General features: G+C 57.2%; 15 protein-coding genes and 3 tRNA genes. 15 read left to right on the forward strand and 3 right to left on the reverse strand.

Features of this window, described 5'->3' with window-relative positions; all coding sequences use genetic code 11:
- Window positions 1-235 precede the first annotated feature (235 nt).
- The 8 genes from IC235_RS08825 (at window position 236) to IC235_RS08855 (ending at window position 7,024) form a co-directional block, all read left to right on the forward strand.
- Window positions 236-1,402: an acyltransferase family protein gene (locus IC235_RS08825; protein WP_223847159.1), complete on the forward strand. Its 1,167-nt coding sequence runs from the start codon at window positions 236-238 to the stop codon at window positions 1,400-1,402.
- 251 nt (window positions 1,403-1,653) lie between these two features.
- Complete coding sequence (locus IC235_RS08830; RefSeq protein WP_191004813.1) at window positions 1,654-2,022, forward strand: S-adenosylmethionine decarboxylase family protein; 369 nt, start codon at window positions 1,654-1,656, stop codon at window positions 2,020-2,022.
- Between the two features lie 206 nt (window positions 2,023-2,228).
- Window positions 2,229-3,347, forward strand: a complete 1,119-nt coding sequence (locus IC235_RS08835) for a DUF4178 domain-containing protein (protein ID WP_191004814.1) — start codon at window positions 2,229-2,231, stop codon at window positions 3,345-3,347.
- Window positions 3,348-3,365: 18 nt separating this feature from the next.
- The gene (locus IC235_RS08840) at window positions 3,366-3,563 is read left to right on the forward strand and encodes a hypothetical protein (protein ID WP_191004815.1); all 198 of its coding nucleotides are present in this window, start codon (window positions 3,366-3,368) and stop codon (window positions 3,561-3,563) included.
- 13 nt (window positions 3,564-3,576) lie between these two features.
- Complete coding sequence (locus IC235_RS08845) at window positions 3,577-3,792, forward strand: DUF350 domain-containing protein (protein ID WP_191004816.1); 216 nt, start codon at window positions 3,577-3,579, stop codon at window positions 3,790-3,792.
- Entirely contained in the window at window positions 3,785-5,035 is a 1,251-nt protein-coding gene (locus tag IC235_RS08850; protein WP_223847161.1) for a polyamine aminopropyltransferase, read from the forward strand. The genes IC235_RS08845 and IC235_RS08850 overlap by 8 nt, the downstream gene beginning before the upstream one ends.
- A 93-nt stretch (window positions 5,036-5,128) precedes the next feature.
- Window positions 5,129-5,356 (forward strand): hypothetical protein, encoded by a 228-nt coding sequence (locus tag IC235_RS22040; protein WP_223847162.1) that lies wholly within the window; start codon window positions 5,129-5,131, stop codon window positions 5,354-5,356.
- Window positions 5,357-5,383: 27 nt separating this feature from the next.
- Window positions 5,384-7,024 carry an FAD-dependent oxidoreductase gene (locus tag IC235_RS08855; protein ID WP_191004817.1) on the forward strand — a complete coding sequence of 547 codons (1,641 nt, stop codon included), beginning with the start codon at window positions 5,384-5,386 and terminating at the stop codon, window positions 7,022-7,024.
- Window positions 7,025-7,270: 246 nt separating this feature from the next.
- Here IC235_RS08855 and IC235_RS08860 read toward each other — a convergent pair.
- The 3 genes from IC235_RS08860 to IC235_RS08870 form a co-directional block, all read right to left on the reverse strand.
- Window positions 7,271-7,344 (reverse strand) — tRNA-Arg (locus IC235_RS08860).
- Window positions 7,345-7,365: 21 nt separating this feature from the next.
- Window positions 7,366-7,439: transfer RNA gene (locus tag IC235_RS08865), tRNA-Pro, on the reverse strand.
- Between the two features lie 79 nt (window positions 7,440-7,518).
- Window positions 7,519-7,606, reverse strand: a tRNA-Ser gene (locus IC235_RS08870).
- A gap of 145 nt (window positions 7,607-7,751) precedes the next feature.
- Between IC235_RS08870 and IC235_RS08875 the strand changes: the two genes are divergently transcribed.
- The 7 genes from IC235_RS08875 to IC235_RS08905 all read left to right on the forward strand — a co-directional run bounded on the left by IC235_RS08875 (window position 7,752) and on the right by IC235_RS08905 (window position 16,005).
- Complete coding sequence (locus IC235_RS08875) at window positions 7,752-8,735, forward strand: VWA domain-containing protein (protein ID WP_191004818.1); 984 nt, start codon at window positions 7,752-7,754, stop codon at window positions 8,733-8,735.
- Entirely contained in the window at window positions 8,732-9,727 is a 996-nt protein-coding gene (locus tag IC235_RS08880) for a hypothetical protein (RefSeq protein WP_191004819.1), read from the forward strand. The genes IC235_RS08875 and IC235_RS08880 overlap by 4 nt, the downstream gene beginning before the upstream one ends.
- A gap of 133 nt (window positions 9,728-9,860) precedes the next feature.
- Window positions 9,861-11,045: an acetyl-CoA C-acyltransferase gene (locus tag IC235_RS08885; RefSeq protein WP_223847163.1), complete on the forward strand. Its 1,185-nt coding sequence runs from the start codon at window positions 9,861-9,863 to the stop codon at window positions 11,043-11,045.
- A 112-nt stretch (window positions 11,046-11,157) separates the two neighbouring features.
- A complete protein-coding gene (locus IC235_RS08890) occupies window positions 11,158-12,597 on the forward strand; it encodes a toxin-antitoxin system YwqK family antitoxin (RefSeq protein ID WP_191004820.1) in 1,440 nt (479 codons plus the stop codon).
- Between the two features lie 436 nt (window positions 12,598-13,033).
- Complete coding sequence (locus tag IC235_RS08895) at window positions 13,034-13,192, forward strand: hypothetical protein (protein ID WP_191004821.1); 159 nt, start codon at window positions 13,034-13,036, stop codon at window positions 13,190-13,192.
- A gap of 24 nt (window positions 13,193-13,216) precedes the next feature.
- Complete coding sequence (locus IC235_RS08900; RefSeq protein ID WP_191004822.1) at window positions 13,217-13,393, forward strand: transposase; 177 nt, start codon at window positions 13,217-13,219, stop codon at window positions 13,391-13,393.
- Between the two features lie 578 nt (window positions 13,394-13,971).
- On the forward strand, window positions 13,972-16,005 hold the full coding sequence (locus IC235_RS08905) for a right-handed parallel beta-helix repeat-containing protein (protein WP_191004823.1): 2,034 nt from the start codon (window positions 13,972-13,974) through the stop codon (window positions 16,003-16,005).
- Window positions 16,006-16,368: the final 363 nt, after the last annotated feature.

The raw sequence follows: 16,368 nt of genomic DNA on the forward strand, positions 1-16,368 counted from the left end.
AGTTGTTGAGGGCTTTTTTAGTGGCCTCATTTGACGTGAGACGGCACTGGTACCAACTCGCAGAAGCCAGCATAGGGCAATAAGGCCCCCTATTATGACCGTATAACTAATTATCCTTGAGCAAGATAATATCAAAACTAAGCCGTGCGGCTCCAGACTGGATGAATTGATGCTAAAGCCGAGGCTTTGTTAGTACGTTTGCGGCTTTCTCTTACCCCGATTGTGCCTATTGGAAATGAGCTTACCCTCTATTACTGCCCCTCCGCGGATATCGGAGGACCTTGCCAGTACTGGCCGCCCAGCCGGGCGTCTGGGTTTTATTGATGCCCTTCGGGGCATGGCGGCCTTATACGTCCTGGCCTTTCATACCGCCCTGATGCCTACGCCTCAGCTGGAGGTGCCGGCGTGGTCGCGCCCCTTGCTCCTCTACGGGGGAAGCGGCGTTACCCTGTTTTTCGTAATCTCTGCCTTCACGCTGTGCTTGACGATGGATGGGCGCCAAAACGCTCCGTATAGCACCCGAAATTTTTACGTGCGACGCATCCTGCGCATTGTGCCTTTGTACTATATGTGGCTCGCCATCCGGTTTGCCCTGGACTGGGGACTGACCTTTACCGCGTTTCGAGCGTACAAGGTTCCCTTACTGCTTTACGCAGTCTTTGGGTACAGCTTTGTACCCGGCCATCAGGAAGGCCTGGTGTGGGCTAGCTGGGCGTTGGGCATCGAAGTGATTTTTTACCTGCTGTTTCCATTCGTATTTCGCGTGGTAACCACGCTTCAGCGGGCGGGGCTGTTCCTTATCGGAACGTGCATGCTGGCTGGCCTACATTCTCTGGTCGTTTACCAGCATCCTTCCTGGGTGGCCCAGGGCTATAAAGAGTACTTTAGCCTCTTCTCGCACCTGCCGGTTTTTGCGGTGGGCATGGTTACCTATTTCCTGTACAAGAAGTATCGCGACCGTGAGCTAGCTCAGTCTGTGCCAGCCTGCATTCTGACAGCGAGCGTTCTCGCGTTTTTCGCTGTGCCTAACTTATGGTCGATATGGCTACCCATGGACCTGTATCCGATGATACAAGTTTACCTTATAGCGGTGGTGTATGCCGCCCTTGTATGGAGCCTGTCTTTCTTCCCCAAGTTTTTTCTCATTAACCGAACAAGCTTATTCTTTGGCACCATCAGCTACTCGCTCTATTTAAATCATCCTCAACTGGTCTACAAGCTCACGCCGGTATACCAGACCATCTATGCCTGGCCGGTGCCCCACACCCTGCATTACCTGACCTGCTTGCTGGTAACCCTCGTGCCCCTGGTTGGCCTCTCCTACCTTACGTACCGCCTCGTTGAGCTGCCGTTTATGAACCTGACCCGGCACTTCATTCGTAAACCCACCCTAGTTCCTTAGGGCCGGCTTAGCTCCGACTTAAATATTCAAGCCTCAGTGGGTCTGGCCTTTGCCAAGTTAAGAATAAGTCCTAGCCGGCCGGCTGGGCTTCCATGCAATAGGCCGTCTCGTAGTGTAGCTTGAGGGCTGGAGCGGTGTATGACGGTAGTTTCTATTGCTTTACCAAGTATTTTTTGCGCACCTACCCTTGTAATAAAGAATAGCAAGCCAACAGCATCCTATCTTGCTGCACGGTCATACACTTTTACCCCATGCCTGCGTACACCCCTGGCCTGCACATCTTAGCTACCTTCTCAGCCCCAGCATCGATTCTCTGCGATAGCACAGCTTGTCGCTGCTTTTTTGATGCCCAAGTGCGGTCCTATCACTTGGAAAAGGTTGGCGAAACCTATCACGAATTTGCCCGCACCGAACAGGGAGGTGGAGGCTTCACCGCGGTGTTGGCCCTAACTGAATCGCACCTCAGCATTCATACCTGGCCCGAGTATGGCTTGGCCACCTTCGACGTATTTCTGTCGAATTTTCGGCGTGACAATTCCTCCACCGCGCGCGCGATTTACGCTGCTACGCTGGCCTATTTTGAAGGCACGGAGCAAACCAGAACCGAGGTGAGCCGATGAGCAACGTGGTGATTTCGGCATTGGAATCGGCCCAACTTAACTGCCCGGGGTGCCACGCTAGCATCACGTATTATGATGTGGAAGGAAGCGAGTATTACGCCTGCCCGACTTGCTACACATACTTCCAACAATCAGGCGAGGACCCACCGAAGGTACATAGCAAATACTCGGGCCCGTCAGCAGAGACTATCCTCCGCCTGCTGCCCGTGGGCACCTCAGGCATACTCGCGGGCCAGCCCTGCCGGGTAGTGGGCTGTACCGAGCGAGCGGAGGTTAACGAAGCCGGGGAGCCCCAGTACCGGTGGCTGGAATATCAGCTATACCATCCCGCCACGAAGGAATACACTCAGTTAGCAGTCTACAACGGCCACTGGCTGGCGGTACGGCCAGCTAAGCGTAATTACCATGTGCTCGATGCGCAAACCCGACGGGCGTACGTAGGGCAGCCCGATGGGATTTATAAGCTTTATAACCGCTACAAAGCGCGGGTGCTGTTTGCAGTGGGTGAGTTCGATTGGGACATTGAGGGCGACGACCAAGCGGTGATTTCCGAATTTATCTGCCCACCGCGCATGCTGGTAGAAGAAAAGACGGAAAAGGCCCCAAAGGCCAGCACCTGGTACCAGGCCAACAACCTCGAGCCGTATGAGGTAGCCATCGGCTTTAACCTACGCCTGAGCGACTTGCCCGCGCAAGAAGGGGTAGGCGCCGTGCAGCCCGACCCAGTCCAAACCAGCTGGCCGGCCTTGCGGCGGCTGACGGCAGTGGCCGTGGGCTTGCTGGTGCTGGCTCAGGTAGCGCTGGCCATCTTGCGCCCAAGTCAGATACTGCTCAACGAAAACCTGCACGTTGTGACGGACCCGGCCACCCCCGGCACCGGCAAGGTCATCGTCTCCCCTTCGTTTACGTTGCCAACTCAGTCGGCCCTGCAGATCGACCTCAGCACCACGCTTAACAACCAATGGCTGGAATTGCCCGTGAGCCTGGTGAACGAGCAAACGGGCCAGGGGTTTGAATTCACCAAGAACATTGAATATTATGCCGGGGTAGAGGACGGCGAGAACTGGAGCGAAGGCAGCCGCGACGCCAACGCCGTGTTGTCGGCGGTACCGGCCGGCCGCTACCACCTCAACCTTTACCCCCTAACCGAAGCCGGCCCCGCTGCGCCCGACATCCAGGTGAGAGTGGAAGCCAACCCGCCGCTGATAGCCAACTTTTTGGTGGTGCTCGCCCTGCTACTACTTTATCCGGCTTGGCAGTACTGGCGGGGCTCCAACCACGAAACGCGTCGTTGGGATGAAAGCGACTACGGCCCCACCGCGTAATTTTTTGGTTTTATCCTCATGCTGCAACGCCTTTACTTCGCCCTCCGTCCCGTGCGCTTCTATGCCCTGCTGCTGCTCTTGCCGCTGGGGTGGTTTGCCTGGGGAGCCGCCACGGGGACTCGCCTGCTGGGCGACGACAACGAAAGCACCGAAACCCTCAGCAATGGCTCCGGAAGCCGCAGCAGCCGTGGCCACAGCCGGTTTCACCACAAATAACCACCCCCTACTCATGGAGTACCTCAACCCCAAGGCCCTATCTGCCTCCATCGTTTACTCACTGCTCGGCATTGTCATTCTGGTAATCAGCTTTTACCTTTTCAATAAGCTGACTCCCGGCACCTTGCGCAAGGAGATCCTGGAGGACCACAACAATGCCCTGGCCATTCTGGTGGCCGCGTTCATGCTCTCGATCGCCATTATCATCAGCGCGGCGATTCATGGGTGAGTCCGATTCGAGGGTGGCCGCACCGGTGACGGCAGAAGCCCCGTCCTGGCCCAACGCGCAGCCCCCCGGCTTGCTACTGGTCGCCGTAGCCGTCATTGCTACCTGTGGGCTCATTTATGAGTTAATTGCGGGCACGCTAGCATCTTACCTGCTGGGCGACTCGGTAACGCAGTTTTCGACCATTATTGGGGCCTACCTCTTTGCCATGGGCATTGGCTCGTGGCTCTCCAAATTTTTGGATGAGCCGCTGCTGAAATGGTTTATCCGGCTCGAAATTCTGGTGGGACTGGTGGGCGGTTGCATGGCCCCGGTACTGTTTCTGTCCTTCGAGTACGTGGCTTCGTTTCGGCTGCTGCTCTACGCGCTGGTCGGCCTGACGGGCATCCTGGTGGGCCTGGAAATCCCGTTGCTCATGCGTATCCTCGAGCACCGCTTCGCCTTCAAGGACCTGGTGGCCCAGGTGTTTACGTTCGACTACGTTGGGGCCCTGCTGGCCTCGCTCATTTTCCCGCTGGTGCTGGTGCCCCAACTAGGGCTGATTCGTACGTCACTGCTATTCGGAGCGTTCAATCTGGCGGTGGCGGCCCTTGTGCTGGCCCGCTTCCCCGAGACGCGGCCTTACCGCGGGCGTTTTACCACCGGCATCGGGGCGGCTTTGCTGGGCCTGACCGGGCTGTTCGTCTTTGCCAACCAACTACTGGCCTACACCGAAACCCTGGCTTTTCAGGACCAGGTAATATACTCCAAGTCCACTCCCTACCAGCGCATTGTGCTCACGCGCAGCCCGCGCGAGCTGCGGCTCTTTCTCAATGGCAACCTGCAGTTCAGCTCAGCTGATGAGTACCGCTACCACGAAGCGCTGGTTCATCCCTTGCTGCAGGCCCTGCCCCACGCCCGCCGGGTGCTGGTGCTGGGTGGAGGCGACGGCTTGGCCGTGCGCGAGCTGCTTAAATACCCGCACCTCACCACCATCCGCTTAGTCGACCTGGACCCCGGGATGACTAAGCTGTTTCAGCACAATGAGCTGCTGCTGAGTCTCAATAGAAAAGCGCTGCTCTCGCCCAAAGTGCAGGTGCTGAATGCCGATGCGTACCAGTGGGTCCGGCAGGATACCAGCCACTACGACGCCATTATCGTCGATTTCCCCGACCCGGGCAATTATTCCATCGGCAAGCTTTATTCGGCGGCTTTTTACACGGCGTTGGCCAAGCGCTTGGCTACGCACGGACGCATGGTCGTATAAAGCACCTCGCCGTACGTAGCACGGCAGTCGTTCTGGTGCGTAGCTCACACGCTGGCCGCGGTGGGCCTGCATACCATCCCTTATCACCTCTACGTGCCCTCATTTGGGGAATGGGGCTTTATTCTGGCCGGGCCCGATGCTCAGTGGCGCGGCGACGCCGGGCCTTTGTCAACGGGGCTGCGCTACATTACGCCCGCCACCATTCACGACATGCTGCGCTTCCCACCAGATATGAGCGAAGTGCCCACCGACGTGAACCAGCTCAACAACCAGGCCCTGGTGCGCTACTTCGAGGCAGACTGGGGCCCCTACGTGCATTAAACTACTAGCTGTCATCCCGAATCGGCCGTGAAGACCCGCCGCACTTTCCTACGTCAAACCGGCGCCGCCCTCACCGGCACCCTGCTGTTGCCGACGCTGCCGGGCTGTGAGACCCGCCACCAGTTGGAGCACATAAAGGGGCAGCTGCTCGGGGCCCAGGCCGCTACGGGCCACCTGCTGCGCGACCCTAGCCGCTTGCCCCCGCCTACCCGCACCCTGGAGACCGAGGTGCTCATCATCGGCGGCGGGGTGGCGGGCCTGGCCGCCCGGCGCTGGCTGCATCGGCATGGGCAACCCAACACCCTGCTGGTGGAGCTGGCCAACGAAACCGGGGGCAACGCGGCAGCGGGACGCAACGAGGCCTCGGCCTATCCGTGGGGGGCCCACTACTTGCCCGTGCCCGATGTGTGCAACCGCGAGCTGCTTGATTTCCTGCAGGAAACCGGTACACTCACCGGCTATACGCCCAATGGCCTGCCCATATACAGCAACTACCAGCTCTGCCACGACCCCGAAGAACGACTCAACATCAAGGGGCACTGGCAGGAGGGGCTGGTCCCGGCCCTGGGACTCGCCCCCGAGGAGCAAGCCGAGTTTGCCCGGTTTTCCCAGTTGATTGAAACGTTAAAAACGGCCCACGGGCGCGACGGACGCGATGCCTTCCGCATCCCGCTCGACCTGTCCTCTACCGACCCGGAATTCCGGCAGTTGGACCGAATTTCTTTCGCTGACTACTTGGCTCGGGAAAAGTTCACCTCCCCCGCTCTGCACTGGTACCTGAACTATTGCTGCCGCGACGATTACGGGGCCACAGCGGCCCAGGTATCGGCCTGGGCTGGCCTGCATTATTTTGCCAGCCGCAAAGGCCAGGCCCAAAACGCCACCAGCGCCGACGTATTGACGTGGCCCGAAGGCAATTATTACCTGACGCAACACCTGCGCCACCAAGCTACGAGCCCCCTGCACACGAACACCCTCGCCTACGAGCTGCGCGAAACCACGACCGGGGTGGACGCCCTTACGTATGACGTGAGCACGCGGGGAAGTACTCGGGTACGGGCCCGCCACGTGTTGCTGGCCACCCCTCAGCACATTGCGCACCGCCTGCTGGCCGCCGTGCCCGGCCACGCCCTCCTGCCCCCCAGCACTCTGCACCACGCCCCCTGGCTCATTGCCAACCTTACCGTCCAGGGCTTACCCCAGGGCCCCGGCCGGCCCCTGAGCTGGGACAACGTGCGATACGGAAGCGCCTCGCTGGGCTACATCAACGCCAGCCAGCAGCAGTTGACGCAAGAGGACGGCCGCTCGAAAGTTATTACCCTTTACTGGCCCCTTACCGACGAAGCCCCCGGCCCCGCGCGCCGCCGCGCCTACCAAACCACCTACGCCGAATGGCTGCCGCGGGTCGTGGCCGAGCTTGAGACCTACCACCCCGGCGTGACGCCCTACATTCAACAAGCCGACTTGTGGGTATGGGGCCACGGCATGGTCGCGCCCACGCCCGGCCTGCTGTGGGGAGCCGCCCGCACGGCTGCGCAACAGCCGGTGCGCAACCGCTTTTTCTTCGCCCACACCGATTACAGCGGTATCTCTATTTTTGAGGAAGGGTTCTATCAAGGCATCCGGGCCGCTCGGGAAATTCTGGCCGTCGCCGCATCTAATAGCTAGTACCCATCGACATCCATTCGACTCTGCGCTCAAGTGCATTCTTGCCGTTTTTTAATTCCTGGCAGCATAGAATAAGGGGTGCGGACTGCTCCCTGCAAGTATTGAAGCCCTCATCTAAGCATGTAGATAGGGGGCGGGCAACTCAATGCCCACCTAGACCATCCCATCAAAACAATAAGGATTGGGGAAGAACTTGGGTGCAAACAAAGAAAAAGAGCCTTCACGGTACCGTGAAGGCTCTTTTAGTGGCCCCGTTTGGATTCGAACCAAAGACCGACTACTTAGAAGGTAGTTGCTCTATCCAGCTGAGCTACGGGGTCGAGAAACGGGGCAAACAAATGTCGGGGTGGCAGGATTCGAACCTACGACCTCCTGCTCCCAAAGCAGGCGCGATACCGGGCTACGCTACACCCCGAAAAAAATAATGCTGGGTGTAGAAACCTACCCACTGGTTGGAGCCCCAACGGGAAGCTTTCGCGACCCAACATTATTTGTGGAGAGAGGGGGATTCGAACCCCCGGTAACCTTTAGAGCTACGGCAGTTTAGCAAACTACTGGTTTCAGCCACTCACCCATCTCTCCAGGCTGGTTTCGCTTCCGTCTGAAGCGGCTGCAAATATACGAACCGAACTGAAACGGCCATACCCTCGCCGAAAAATTTATCTTTGCAGCCACTAAATCTGCGCCACTGCCAAGGCCGTGACTTCTTTGAGCTTGCTTTTTTCTCGTGCTGCAACTGCTAACCTGGGCGTATCCTGATTTTATTGCCGTGGGGCTGGCCGCGACGCTGGGCCTGCTGTTGCTGCTGCTGCCCTGGCGGCGCAGCGGCCGGCTGGGCCAGGCGCTGGGGCAGCGCCCGCGCCGTCGCGGCTGGAAGCTGGCGTTACGCCTGCTGGCGGGAGCCGCGCTGCTGATCGCGGTGCTGGGGCCCTCGTTAGGCGTAAGCCAAAGGCCGGTGCGCACCGCTGGCAAGGACGTGTGGCTGCTCGTCGACGTGTCGCAGTCGATGGACGCGGCCGATGTGGCTCCTACCCGCCTGCTGCGGGCCCAGGCCGAACTGCAAGAGCTGGTAGCTCAGTTTCCGGCCGACCGGCTGGGACTGGTGGTGTTCGGCCCGGAGGCGGTGGTCCAATGCCCACTCACCTACGACCAGGAGGCGGTGCAAGTATTTATCAGTACGCTGCGCACCAGCCTGCTGCCGGCCGGCCCGACTACCTTGCGGGCCCCCCTGGAGCTGGTACTGGGTAGGCTGGGCTCGGGCCCCACCACGGCCATGGCGCCGCGGGCGACGGCTCTGGTGGTAGTGAGCGACGGCGAGGATTTCGGCGAAAACCTGGAACCAGTACTGCGGGAGCTGGGCCGCAGCGGCGCCCGGGTGTACACTGTGGGGGTTGGGACTGCCCAGGGCGCTAAAATTCCGAAACCTCACGGGGGGTTCCTGCGCGACGGCCGCGGGAAAGAGGTGCAAAGCCGCCTGCACGAAGCTCCTCTGCTCCAGCTAGCCGCGCAGACTGGCGGACAATACGTAGAGCTGAACAATCAACAAAACGGATTTCGCCCCCTGCTGCAAGCCCTGCGGACCATGCCGGGCGCGGTGGAGCAGGTGCGGACCGTAGCCGTGGCCGATAACCGCTACCGCTACCCCCTGGCCGTGGCGTTACTTTTACTGGCCTTGGATATTGCCCTGACCATCACCGTTATTCGTCTATGAAATACGCTGTGCTCCTGGTCTTGCTACTGAGTGGTCCCACTTGGCGCCTACTGACCTGGGTCCACGCCCGCAACGCGGCTGTAGCCGCGGGCACGGCCGCGTACCAACGCGGTGAAGCAGCGCGGGCCGCCAACGCCTTCGAACAAGCCCTGGCCGCTAAAAGGCAGCGGACACCCGACCCTCGCCTACTCCTCAACTTGGCTCACGCCCAAGTGCTGACGGGGCAGATGGCCTCGGCGCACGCCACCTACGGACGCCTGCTGACGGGCTGCCCGGCCACGCTGAGCAGCGTGGCTCGCCAGCAGCTGGCGGTGCGAGCTGCCCAACAGGGCGAGATCGCCCAGGCCCTGGCGCTGTTGCGACAAGCGCTGCTGCTGGACCCTACTAACAGCGGAGCCCGCTACAATTACGAGGTGTTGAGCGAATACCTGGCTCACCGGTCAGGCGGACCAAAAATTCCGCCCCCCCCCGGACCTGGCCAGCCCCCACCGGCGGCCCCCAAAAACGGAGCGGAAGAAAAGCAGCCGGCCGAAAAGCCGGGGGCTGACCGCAAAGGCGAAATCAATGAACCCAAGCCCGGGTCAGTACCACGTAAGTCCCCTGCCTCGCCCCAACCCGCGGCTCCCGACCAGCCCGGGAGCCGGGCCCCAACTGGGGGCTCTGGCAACGACGCCGGTAAGCGGGCACCCGGGGCCGGCACCCCGCAGCCCGTAGCCAGTGGCAAGTTGCCGGGTACCGAGCGCGGGCTCGACCCGGGCAGTGCAACCACCCCGCCCCAAGCCAACCGCGGTAGCAACCGCCCCGGCACCGAGGCCGCCACCGCGAGCGACGAGCGCTTGCAAACCCAGCGCGAACGGCTCCAGGCCATGAACCTGAGCCCGGCCCAAGCCCGCCAGCTGCTGGAAGCACTGCGGGCTCAGGAGCAGCAGTACCTGCAGCAGCTAACCCGGCCGGCAACCCGGAAACCGGACCCCAGCAAGCCGACCTGGTGATTTCATCCGGCGCGCAAGACTCGTAAGCGGCCACCTAAGGCGCGCCGGCCGTTATTTGGGCGGCGACGGTTCGGGGGTTGTAAATCCGTACTTTTGCGGCCTGATTCCCACCCAACCTTATTTACGATTCTGTATGCAAATCAAAGAAGTTGTCATCATTTCTGCCGTGCGGACGCCGATTGGCTCATTTGGCGGGGCGCTGGCGTCGTTGTCGGCCACGGAGCTGGGCGGCATTGCCCTAAAAGGCGCCCTCGACAAAGCCGGGGTGGCCCCGTCGGAAGTTGAGCAAGTGATTATGGGCAACGTAATTTCAGCTAACCTGGGCCAGGCGCCGGCCCGGCAGGCCGCCAAGAAAGCGGGCCTGCCCGACACGGTGGAATGTACTACCGTGAACAAGGTGTGCGCCTCGGGCTCCAAGGCCATCATGTTTGCCGCCCAGGCCATTATGCTGGGGCAGTCGGACGTGGTGCTGGCGGGTGGCATGGAGAGCATGAGCAACGTGCCTTACTACCTGGACAAAGCCCGATTTGGCGCCAAGTACGGTCATGGCCAAATGATTGATGGCTTGGTGCGCGACGGCCTGTGGGACCCTTACCACAACTACGCCATGGGCAACGCGGCCGAGAACACGGCCAAGGAAATGGGCTTTACGCGCGAGCAGCAGGATGCTTTCGCCATCGAAAGCTATACCCGCAGCGCCGCGGCCGCCAAAGCCGGCAAGAAGAAGGACGAAATCGTGCCCGTAACCATCGAGAGCCGCGGCAAAACCACGGTGATTGAGGACGATGAAGAGTACCTCAAAGTCGACTTCGCTAAAGTGCCCGGCCTGAAGCCAGCTTTCCTGAAAGAAAACGGCACCGTGACGGCCGCCAATGCCTCGACTCTGAACGATGGTGCCGCCGCCGTGCTGCTGATGAGCCGCGAGAAAGCCGAAGCCCTGGGCCTCACTCCCATCGGCCGCATTTTGGGCTTTGCCGACGCTGAGCAGGCTCCCGAGTGGTTCACCACCTCGCCGGCCCTGGCCATTCCCAAAGCGTTGAAAAACGCCGGCAAGACGGCCGCCGACGTGGACTTCTACGAAATCAACGAAGCCTTTTCGGTGGTGAGCCTGGCCAACAACCAACTGTTGAACCTGGATGGCACCAAGGTAAACCTCTACGGCGGTGCCGTCAGCCTGGGCCACCCGCTGGGAGCTTCCGGCGCGCGCATCGTGACCACGCTCGTGAACGTGCTGAAAAACGAAGGCGGCAAAATCGGCGTCACCGGCATTTGCAACGGCGGCGGCGGGGCCAGCGCCATCGTGATCGAGCGTTTATAAACGGGCGCCAGCCGGCTTCAGCTAAGCCTCACCGGGTGGTGGGCTCGGTTGGCGTGGAATTTACTGGTCCCTGGTGCCGCACGGAAATTCTGCTTTCTGCGTTCATGCGCCCATGAAGTACCTATTGCCTTTTCTACTGCTGATGGTGGCCTGGCCCTCACCCGGCCAGCGCCTACGCCGCTTGGTAACGTATTACGACTCAACCAACGTGCGCAAGCGCGAAGTGTACCAGGCCCTCGTGGGCGCCGACACGGTGCCCCAGGGTACGTACCGACGCTACTATCGCAACGGAAAGCTGGAACAGCAAACCAGCTTCACCCAGGGCAAGCGGGACTCGGCCTACGTGGAGTTTCACCCGACCGGTAACCGCCGGCTCGAAACGACTTACCGCGCCGGCATTCGCCAGGGACCCTTCAAAACGTACTACGACAATGGCAAGGTGGCTCAGGAGGGCACGTTCGAGAACGACGAGCCCTCCGGTGAGCTGACGTTTTACCACCCCTCCGGCGAAGTAAAGCTGCGCACCACCCTAACCAAGGGCCAGCCCAACGGCCCCCTGAAGGCGCTATACCCGGACGGCAAGACCCAGGCCGAAATCACCTACGTGGACGGCCAGCCGAACGGGCCCGTGAAGTTCTTCTATCCCAATGGCGCGGTGCAGAGCGAGGGCAGCTTTACCCGGGGGCTGCTGTCGGGTCCGTACAAGACGTACTATCCCAACGGCCAGGTGGAGACCGAGGTACTGGCCAACAAAAAAGGCCGCGGGCAATACCGCAGCTACTACCCGAGCGGTAAGCTACAAACGGAGAGCACCTACGCCCCGGCTCCCCTGGTGCAGCGCCGCGTGAAAAACCAGCTCGGCGACGACCTGACCGCCCGGGTGGCCCCGCCCACCGGCACCAATAACCTCGACGGGCCCGCCACGAGCTACTACGAAAGCGGCCAGGTGAAAACTAAAATGACCTACCGCAACGGCGTGCCCACTGGCCACGCCCAGGAGTACTTTGAAAACGGCAACCTGCGCGAAGAAATTGATTACAGCGACAACGGCCGCGACCGCAAAGTGACGCGCTATCACGACGCGGCCGGCCAGCTTCCGCAAGCCGAGGAGCAGTACAAGAATAACCGGCCCGCTGGCACCTGGCGCGAGTTTTACCCCGATGGCAAGACGCTCCGCAAAACCGAAACCTACGGCCCCACCGGCCGCCTGCTGGGTGAGCGGGTTACTTACTTCGAAAATGGGGCGGTACAAAGCCGTCAGCCCTACCTGAATGGGTTTATGGCTGGCAATGCGCAGGAGTTTTTCCCCTCCGGCAAGGTGCGGAAAGAAACGACCTACGTGCGCAATCTGCTGCTGGGTCCTTTCCGCGAATTCCGGGAAGATGGGACACTGGCCGTGAGCGGCCAATACCGCAACGGCAAGCAGAGTGGCGTCTGGAAGTACTATAAGGCCGATGGCAAAACGGAGGAGCGCTCCGTAACCTACCGCAATGGGTTAGCTGTTGAAGACGCCGCGAAGCCCAAAGTCAAAGCGCCGGTTAAGCGGAAATAGCTACCGGCCTGACCAGCTTTTCATCTCAGGTGCGATTCGAAGCCCGGCCTGCTGACTTGTTCTTACCTAAATTTTAAAGCCCGCTTGGCCACGTTAGCCAGGCGGGCTTTTTGAGGTTTTGCGCAGCCAGTTAAGGGGTGCGACGGCGCGGCGAGTCAAGACAAAAGCGTCCTCACATGGCCTAAACCAAACCCGTCAAAAACTGAGGGCCCGACTGCTGGTGCTCACTACATAGACTGCCATAAAGCTAAACGCTCCTTTGCGCCCCTCAAAGAAGTATGCGTATTTGCTACTCCCTCGGAAAAGCTACCCCCTCCTTGCCATTAGCCACCGGTTGGCGACCCGCGATAACATAGGCTAACGGTTTACTCACGTTAGCGCCAAAGCAACGCCCCTCTCTTGACAGTGATGGAGTCGCTCATCTGGTTGTCCCTAGTTGCTGGCAGTTCCCCGGCGAGCAGGTCGCCACGCCGCCCGTCACAGCCAGCGCTTCAATGTGCTGGGCTTCTATAACGCCACCACTAACGGCCTGCATGCCGTCGCCCGCAAAGGCTCCCTAAACGCGGCCTTTGTCATCGACGCGCTCGATGCCTAGGCCGCCCCGCGCATCCGCTCCACCGTGCTGGTGCTCGACAATGCCAAAATCCACCCCACGGCTGCTTTCCAGGCCCGGTTGGCGGCGTGGGAAGCACAAGAAGGGGATATTTTCTACCTCCCAGCTTACGGCCCCTACCTCAACTCGAAACATTCTGGTGTAAAATTGAATACGAATGGTTGCGTTCAGAAGCCCACCTGACGGTCAAGACTCTGAACAACCACCGCCTGGCTTATTCTGAACTACGCAGGCCAACAATACACCGTGCCATTCGCCTTACTTAAAGGGGCAGAAAATATCGGCTGGAGATTTTTGGGCTCCTTTAGCAAATGGGCCACCTTGGTAACGGAGTGCATGTACGTTAAGCATATAATTCTTTGATTGATAATTAGTTGCAAATTTATAAAGGGGCGACTCTTAGCCTTTGGGTAGATAAGTTAACAACATGTTCTCTAGTGAGCTAGTCGGAATAAGGGTAACCTTAGAAAGGCATCGGGATTTATGCTATTCGAATCACCTGATGTACAATTATCCCGTTGCCACGGTGGCCCATTTACTAAAGCCCCCATTGATATTCGGTGGTTATCTTTAAAAAACCACATCCATCGCCGGCGACACGGCGAAGATGAAAGGCAATATAGATGACGTGATCAGGATTTTTACGGCTTTTAGGTTGCAATAATTATACATACTCGTAAACTTACCAGGCAAGCAGTATGGTTATTCCAATTTTATCGCTTTTATTTATGCTTATCTATCTTCTTAACTAGCCTTAATTTATGAAAATATATACTTCATCCCTCTTTCTTGGTATTGCTGTTACCAGGCTGGGCTTTGGCCAGTCCGCCTCAAGTACCCATTCCGATGATACGGCATTGGCCAATGGCAAGGCTTTCGCCCGTTTTGGATTTATTGTACTACTTATACTAACCACGTTTAGCAGTTATGGGACAAAGATTGTACTTGATGCTCAAGTTTTTAATAGCACCGATGTTACTACTATTGTGAGAAATGCAATAAATTCAAGCGCTGACACCATAGTGGTTAAAAATACTGGAAGCCCTTGGATAGTGCAGCCAATAACTATTTTTAATAAGTCTAACAAGACAATTATATTTGACTATGGTGTAACCTTGAAAGCCAAGAGCGGCGCGTTTGCCGACACCTATGCCACCTTGCTGAAACTCAATACTTGTGCTAACTTTAAAATTATAGGCTATGGTGCTACCTTCGAAATGATTAAGTCCGAATACTTAGATGGCGAATTTCGCCATGCTATAGATTTAACTGACTGCAACAATATTTCCATATCAGGCCTGTTAGTGAAAGATAGTGGAGGAGATGGCCTAATCCTGATGGGCTGGGAGGGTGGACAATACTTCTGCAACAATGTCAGAATCACCGATTGTGTTTTTGATAATAATAAAAGGCAGGGTTGTAGCATCATATCTGCCAAAAATGTATTCATAGAAAACTGCACATTTAGCAATACCAAGGGCACTCCCCCTGGGAGTGGTATCGACATTGAACCAGATAGTGAAGATGAATTTGTTGAAAACATTCAAATAAGAAAATGCAAATTCACCAATAACTTCGGTCCGGGCCTTAGTTTCGGTTTTTATAAACTTACATCAGCAAGTAGAATATCTGTTTCTGTGGATGACTGTTATTTTTCATATAATTGTGATCCATTGGCTGAGATTTATCAAGGGGCAGAGATCTCTTATACTGAACCCAAAAATGAGAACTTAACCGGGCTCATCACCTTTAATCGATGTTTTGTAGATGGTAGCTACCGGCCAGCCTTTGCAGCGAGTAAATCCGCACATAATATGCCCTTAATTTTTAACGACTGCGTATTCAAGAACGTATCTCAAAGCACGAATCTACCTTACAATTACCCTATCTGGCTTGAAGTACAGGATTACAGGGACCCTATCCAATATCTGGGAGGAATCACCTTTGCTAGAAGCACTTTGGAGTACAGGACCAATTACAAGTTTGCTTGGATAAATGGTTGGAACAACTCGCCCGGAGCCAAGGATATCAATATCGATTTAACAGTTATTCATCCCACGTTAAACACAGTGGCGAATAACAGCGCGGTATTTTCCAACGTACTTTCTCAAGTAAACGTGAATTTAAATATTAGGTATCTGAGTTCTATGCCTAGTAAAAGCCTCACGTTAACAAATACAGATAATGATACCATCTCTAAAAGGATTTGTACCAAGAAAAGCATTTCATTGTCAAGCCCTACCGCTAGCTCACTTCCTATTGCGTTAAATTACACAGTCACGGGGACAGCTTCTAATAGAATAGATTATCATCAATTGAAGGGTTTTATGCTTTTAAAGCAAAATACTACCCAAAGCTCAGATACTTTACAAGCCATAAACCCGCAATTAAATAGCAGCAATTTATCTGCTATACTTAGCCCGGTTAATAATAATGGCAACACAATAGCCACGAATGCTCAATTTATAGCCAAAATATCACCTACACGCTGCAATCCAACAACTATAACCAACACCAAGGTAGAAAGCAGCCAGCCGACTGAAGCGCTAATGCTCAAACTGCATCCCAATCCGGCCAGCCGGGAGGTGACCATCAGCCTGGAAGGCTTCAAAGGAGAGTCTGCCGTGCAGGTGAAGATGAGCGACATGGCCGGCAAGCCATTCCTGCGCCAGCAAGTACAACCGGGTGCGCCGGAGGTGACGCTGTCAGTAGGCCACCTGCCTCAGGGATTGTTCATCGTGACCGTACAGGGCAGCAAAACCGCCAAATCGGCTAAGTTGGTTATTACTAAATAGGTCTCTATTCAGGGACGATCAACGGTGCCAACCGCCTGACTCTAACGCAGGGTCAGGCGGTTGGGCTTAAATACAGCTAACCGAGTGGTAGGGATGGCTCCACAGAATGAGCTACACAACCCTACGGGTCTGAAAGGCTGCAAAAAAGCTGTGCTGGTCAAGTAACCGGTCGGCTTTGAGTCTTGAGAAGAATAGCCTCATCGGCAAGGCTTTCTCGTGCCCGGTTGCCCCATGCTGGCGGACGACTCCACCCGGTATGGAACCCGGGCTGATGCAATCAAAGACAAGTAGGCCCTATATATACGCTGAGTGCTTAGCGTATACATAGGGCCATTTACTAAAGTTTAGCCATTGCGGAGCAGC

It is taken from the genome of Hymenobacter montanus (assembly GCF_014699115.1).
Classification (GTDB): domain Bacteria; phylum Bacteroidota; class Bacteroidia; order Cytophagales; family Hymenobacteraceae; genus Hymenobacter; species Hymenobacter montanus.

What these genes read in the sequence shown, in the direction of transcription:
- IC235_RS08825 (WP_223847159.1), top strand. Translation starts at nt 236, where the DNA reads ATGAGCTTACCCTCTATTACTGCCCCTCCGCGGATATCGGAGGACCTT.
- IC235_RS08830 (WP_191004813.1), top strand. Translation starts at nt 1,654, where the DNA reads ATGCCTGCGTACACCCCTGGCCTGCACATCTTAGCTACCTTCTCAGCC.
- IC235_RS08840 (WP_191004815.1), top strand. Translation starts at nt 3,366, where the DNA reads ATGCTGCAACGCCTTTACTTCGCCCTCCGTCCCGTGCGCTTCTATGCC.
- IC235_RS08845 (WP_191004816.1), top strand. Translation starts at nt 3,577, where the DNA reads ATGGAGTACCTCAACCCCAAGGCCCTATCTGCCTCCATCGTTTACTCA.
- IC235_RS08850 (WP_223847161.1), top strand. Translation starts at nt 3,785, where the DNA reads ATGGGTGAGTCCGATTCGAGGGTGGCCGCACCGGTGACGGCAGAAGCC.
- IC235_RS08880 (WP_191004819.1), top strand. Translation starts at nt 8,732, where the DNA reads ATGAAATACGCTGTGCTCCTGGTCTTGCTACTGAGTGGTCCCACTTGG.
- IC235_RS08885 (WP_223847163.1), top strand. Translation starts at nt 9,861, where the DNA reads ATGCAAATCAAAGAAGTTGTCATCATTTCTGCCGTGCGGACGCCGATT.
- IC235_RS08890 (WP_191004820.1), top strand. Translation starts at nt 11,158, where the DNA reads ATGAAGTACCTATTGCCTTTTCTACTGCTGATGGTGGCCTGGCCCTCA.
- IC235_RS08905 (WP_191004823.1), top strand. Translation starts at nt 13,972, where the DNA reads ATGAAAATATATACTTCATCCCTCTTTCTTGGTATTGCTGTTACCAGG.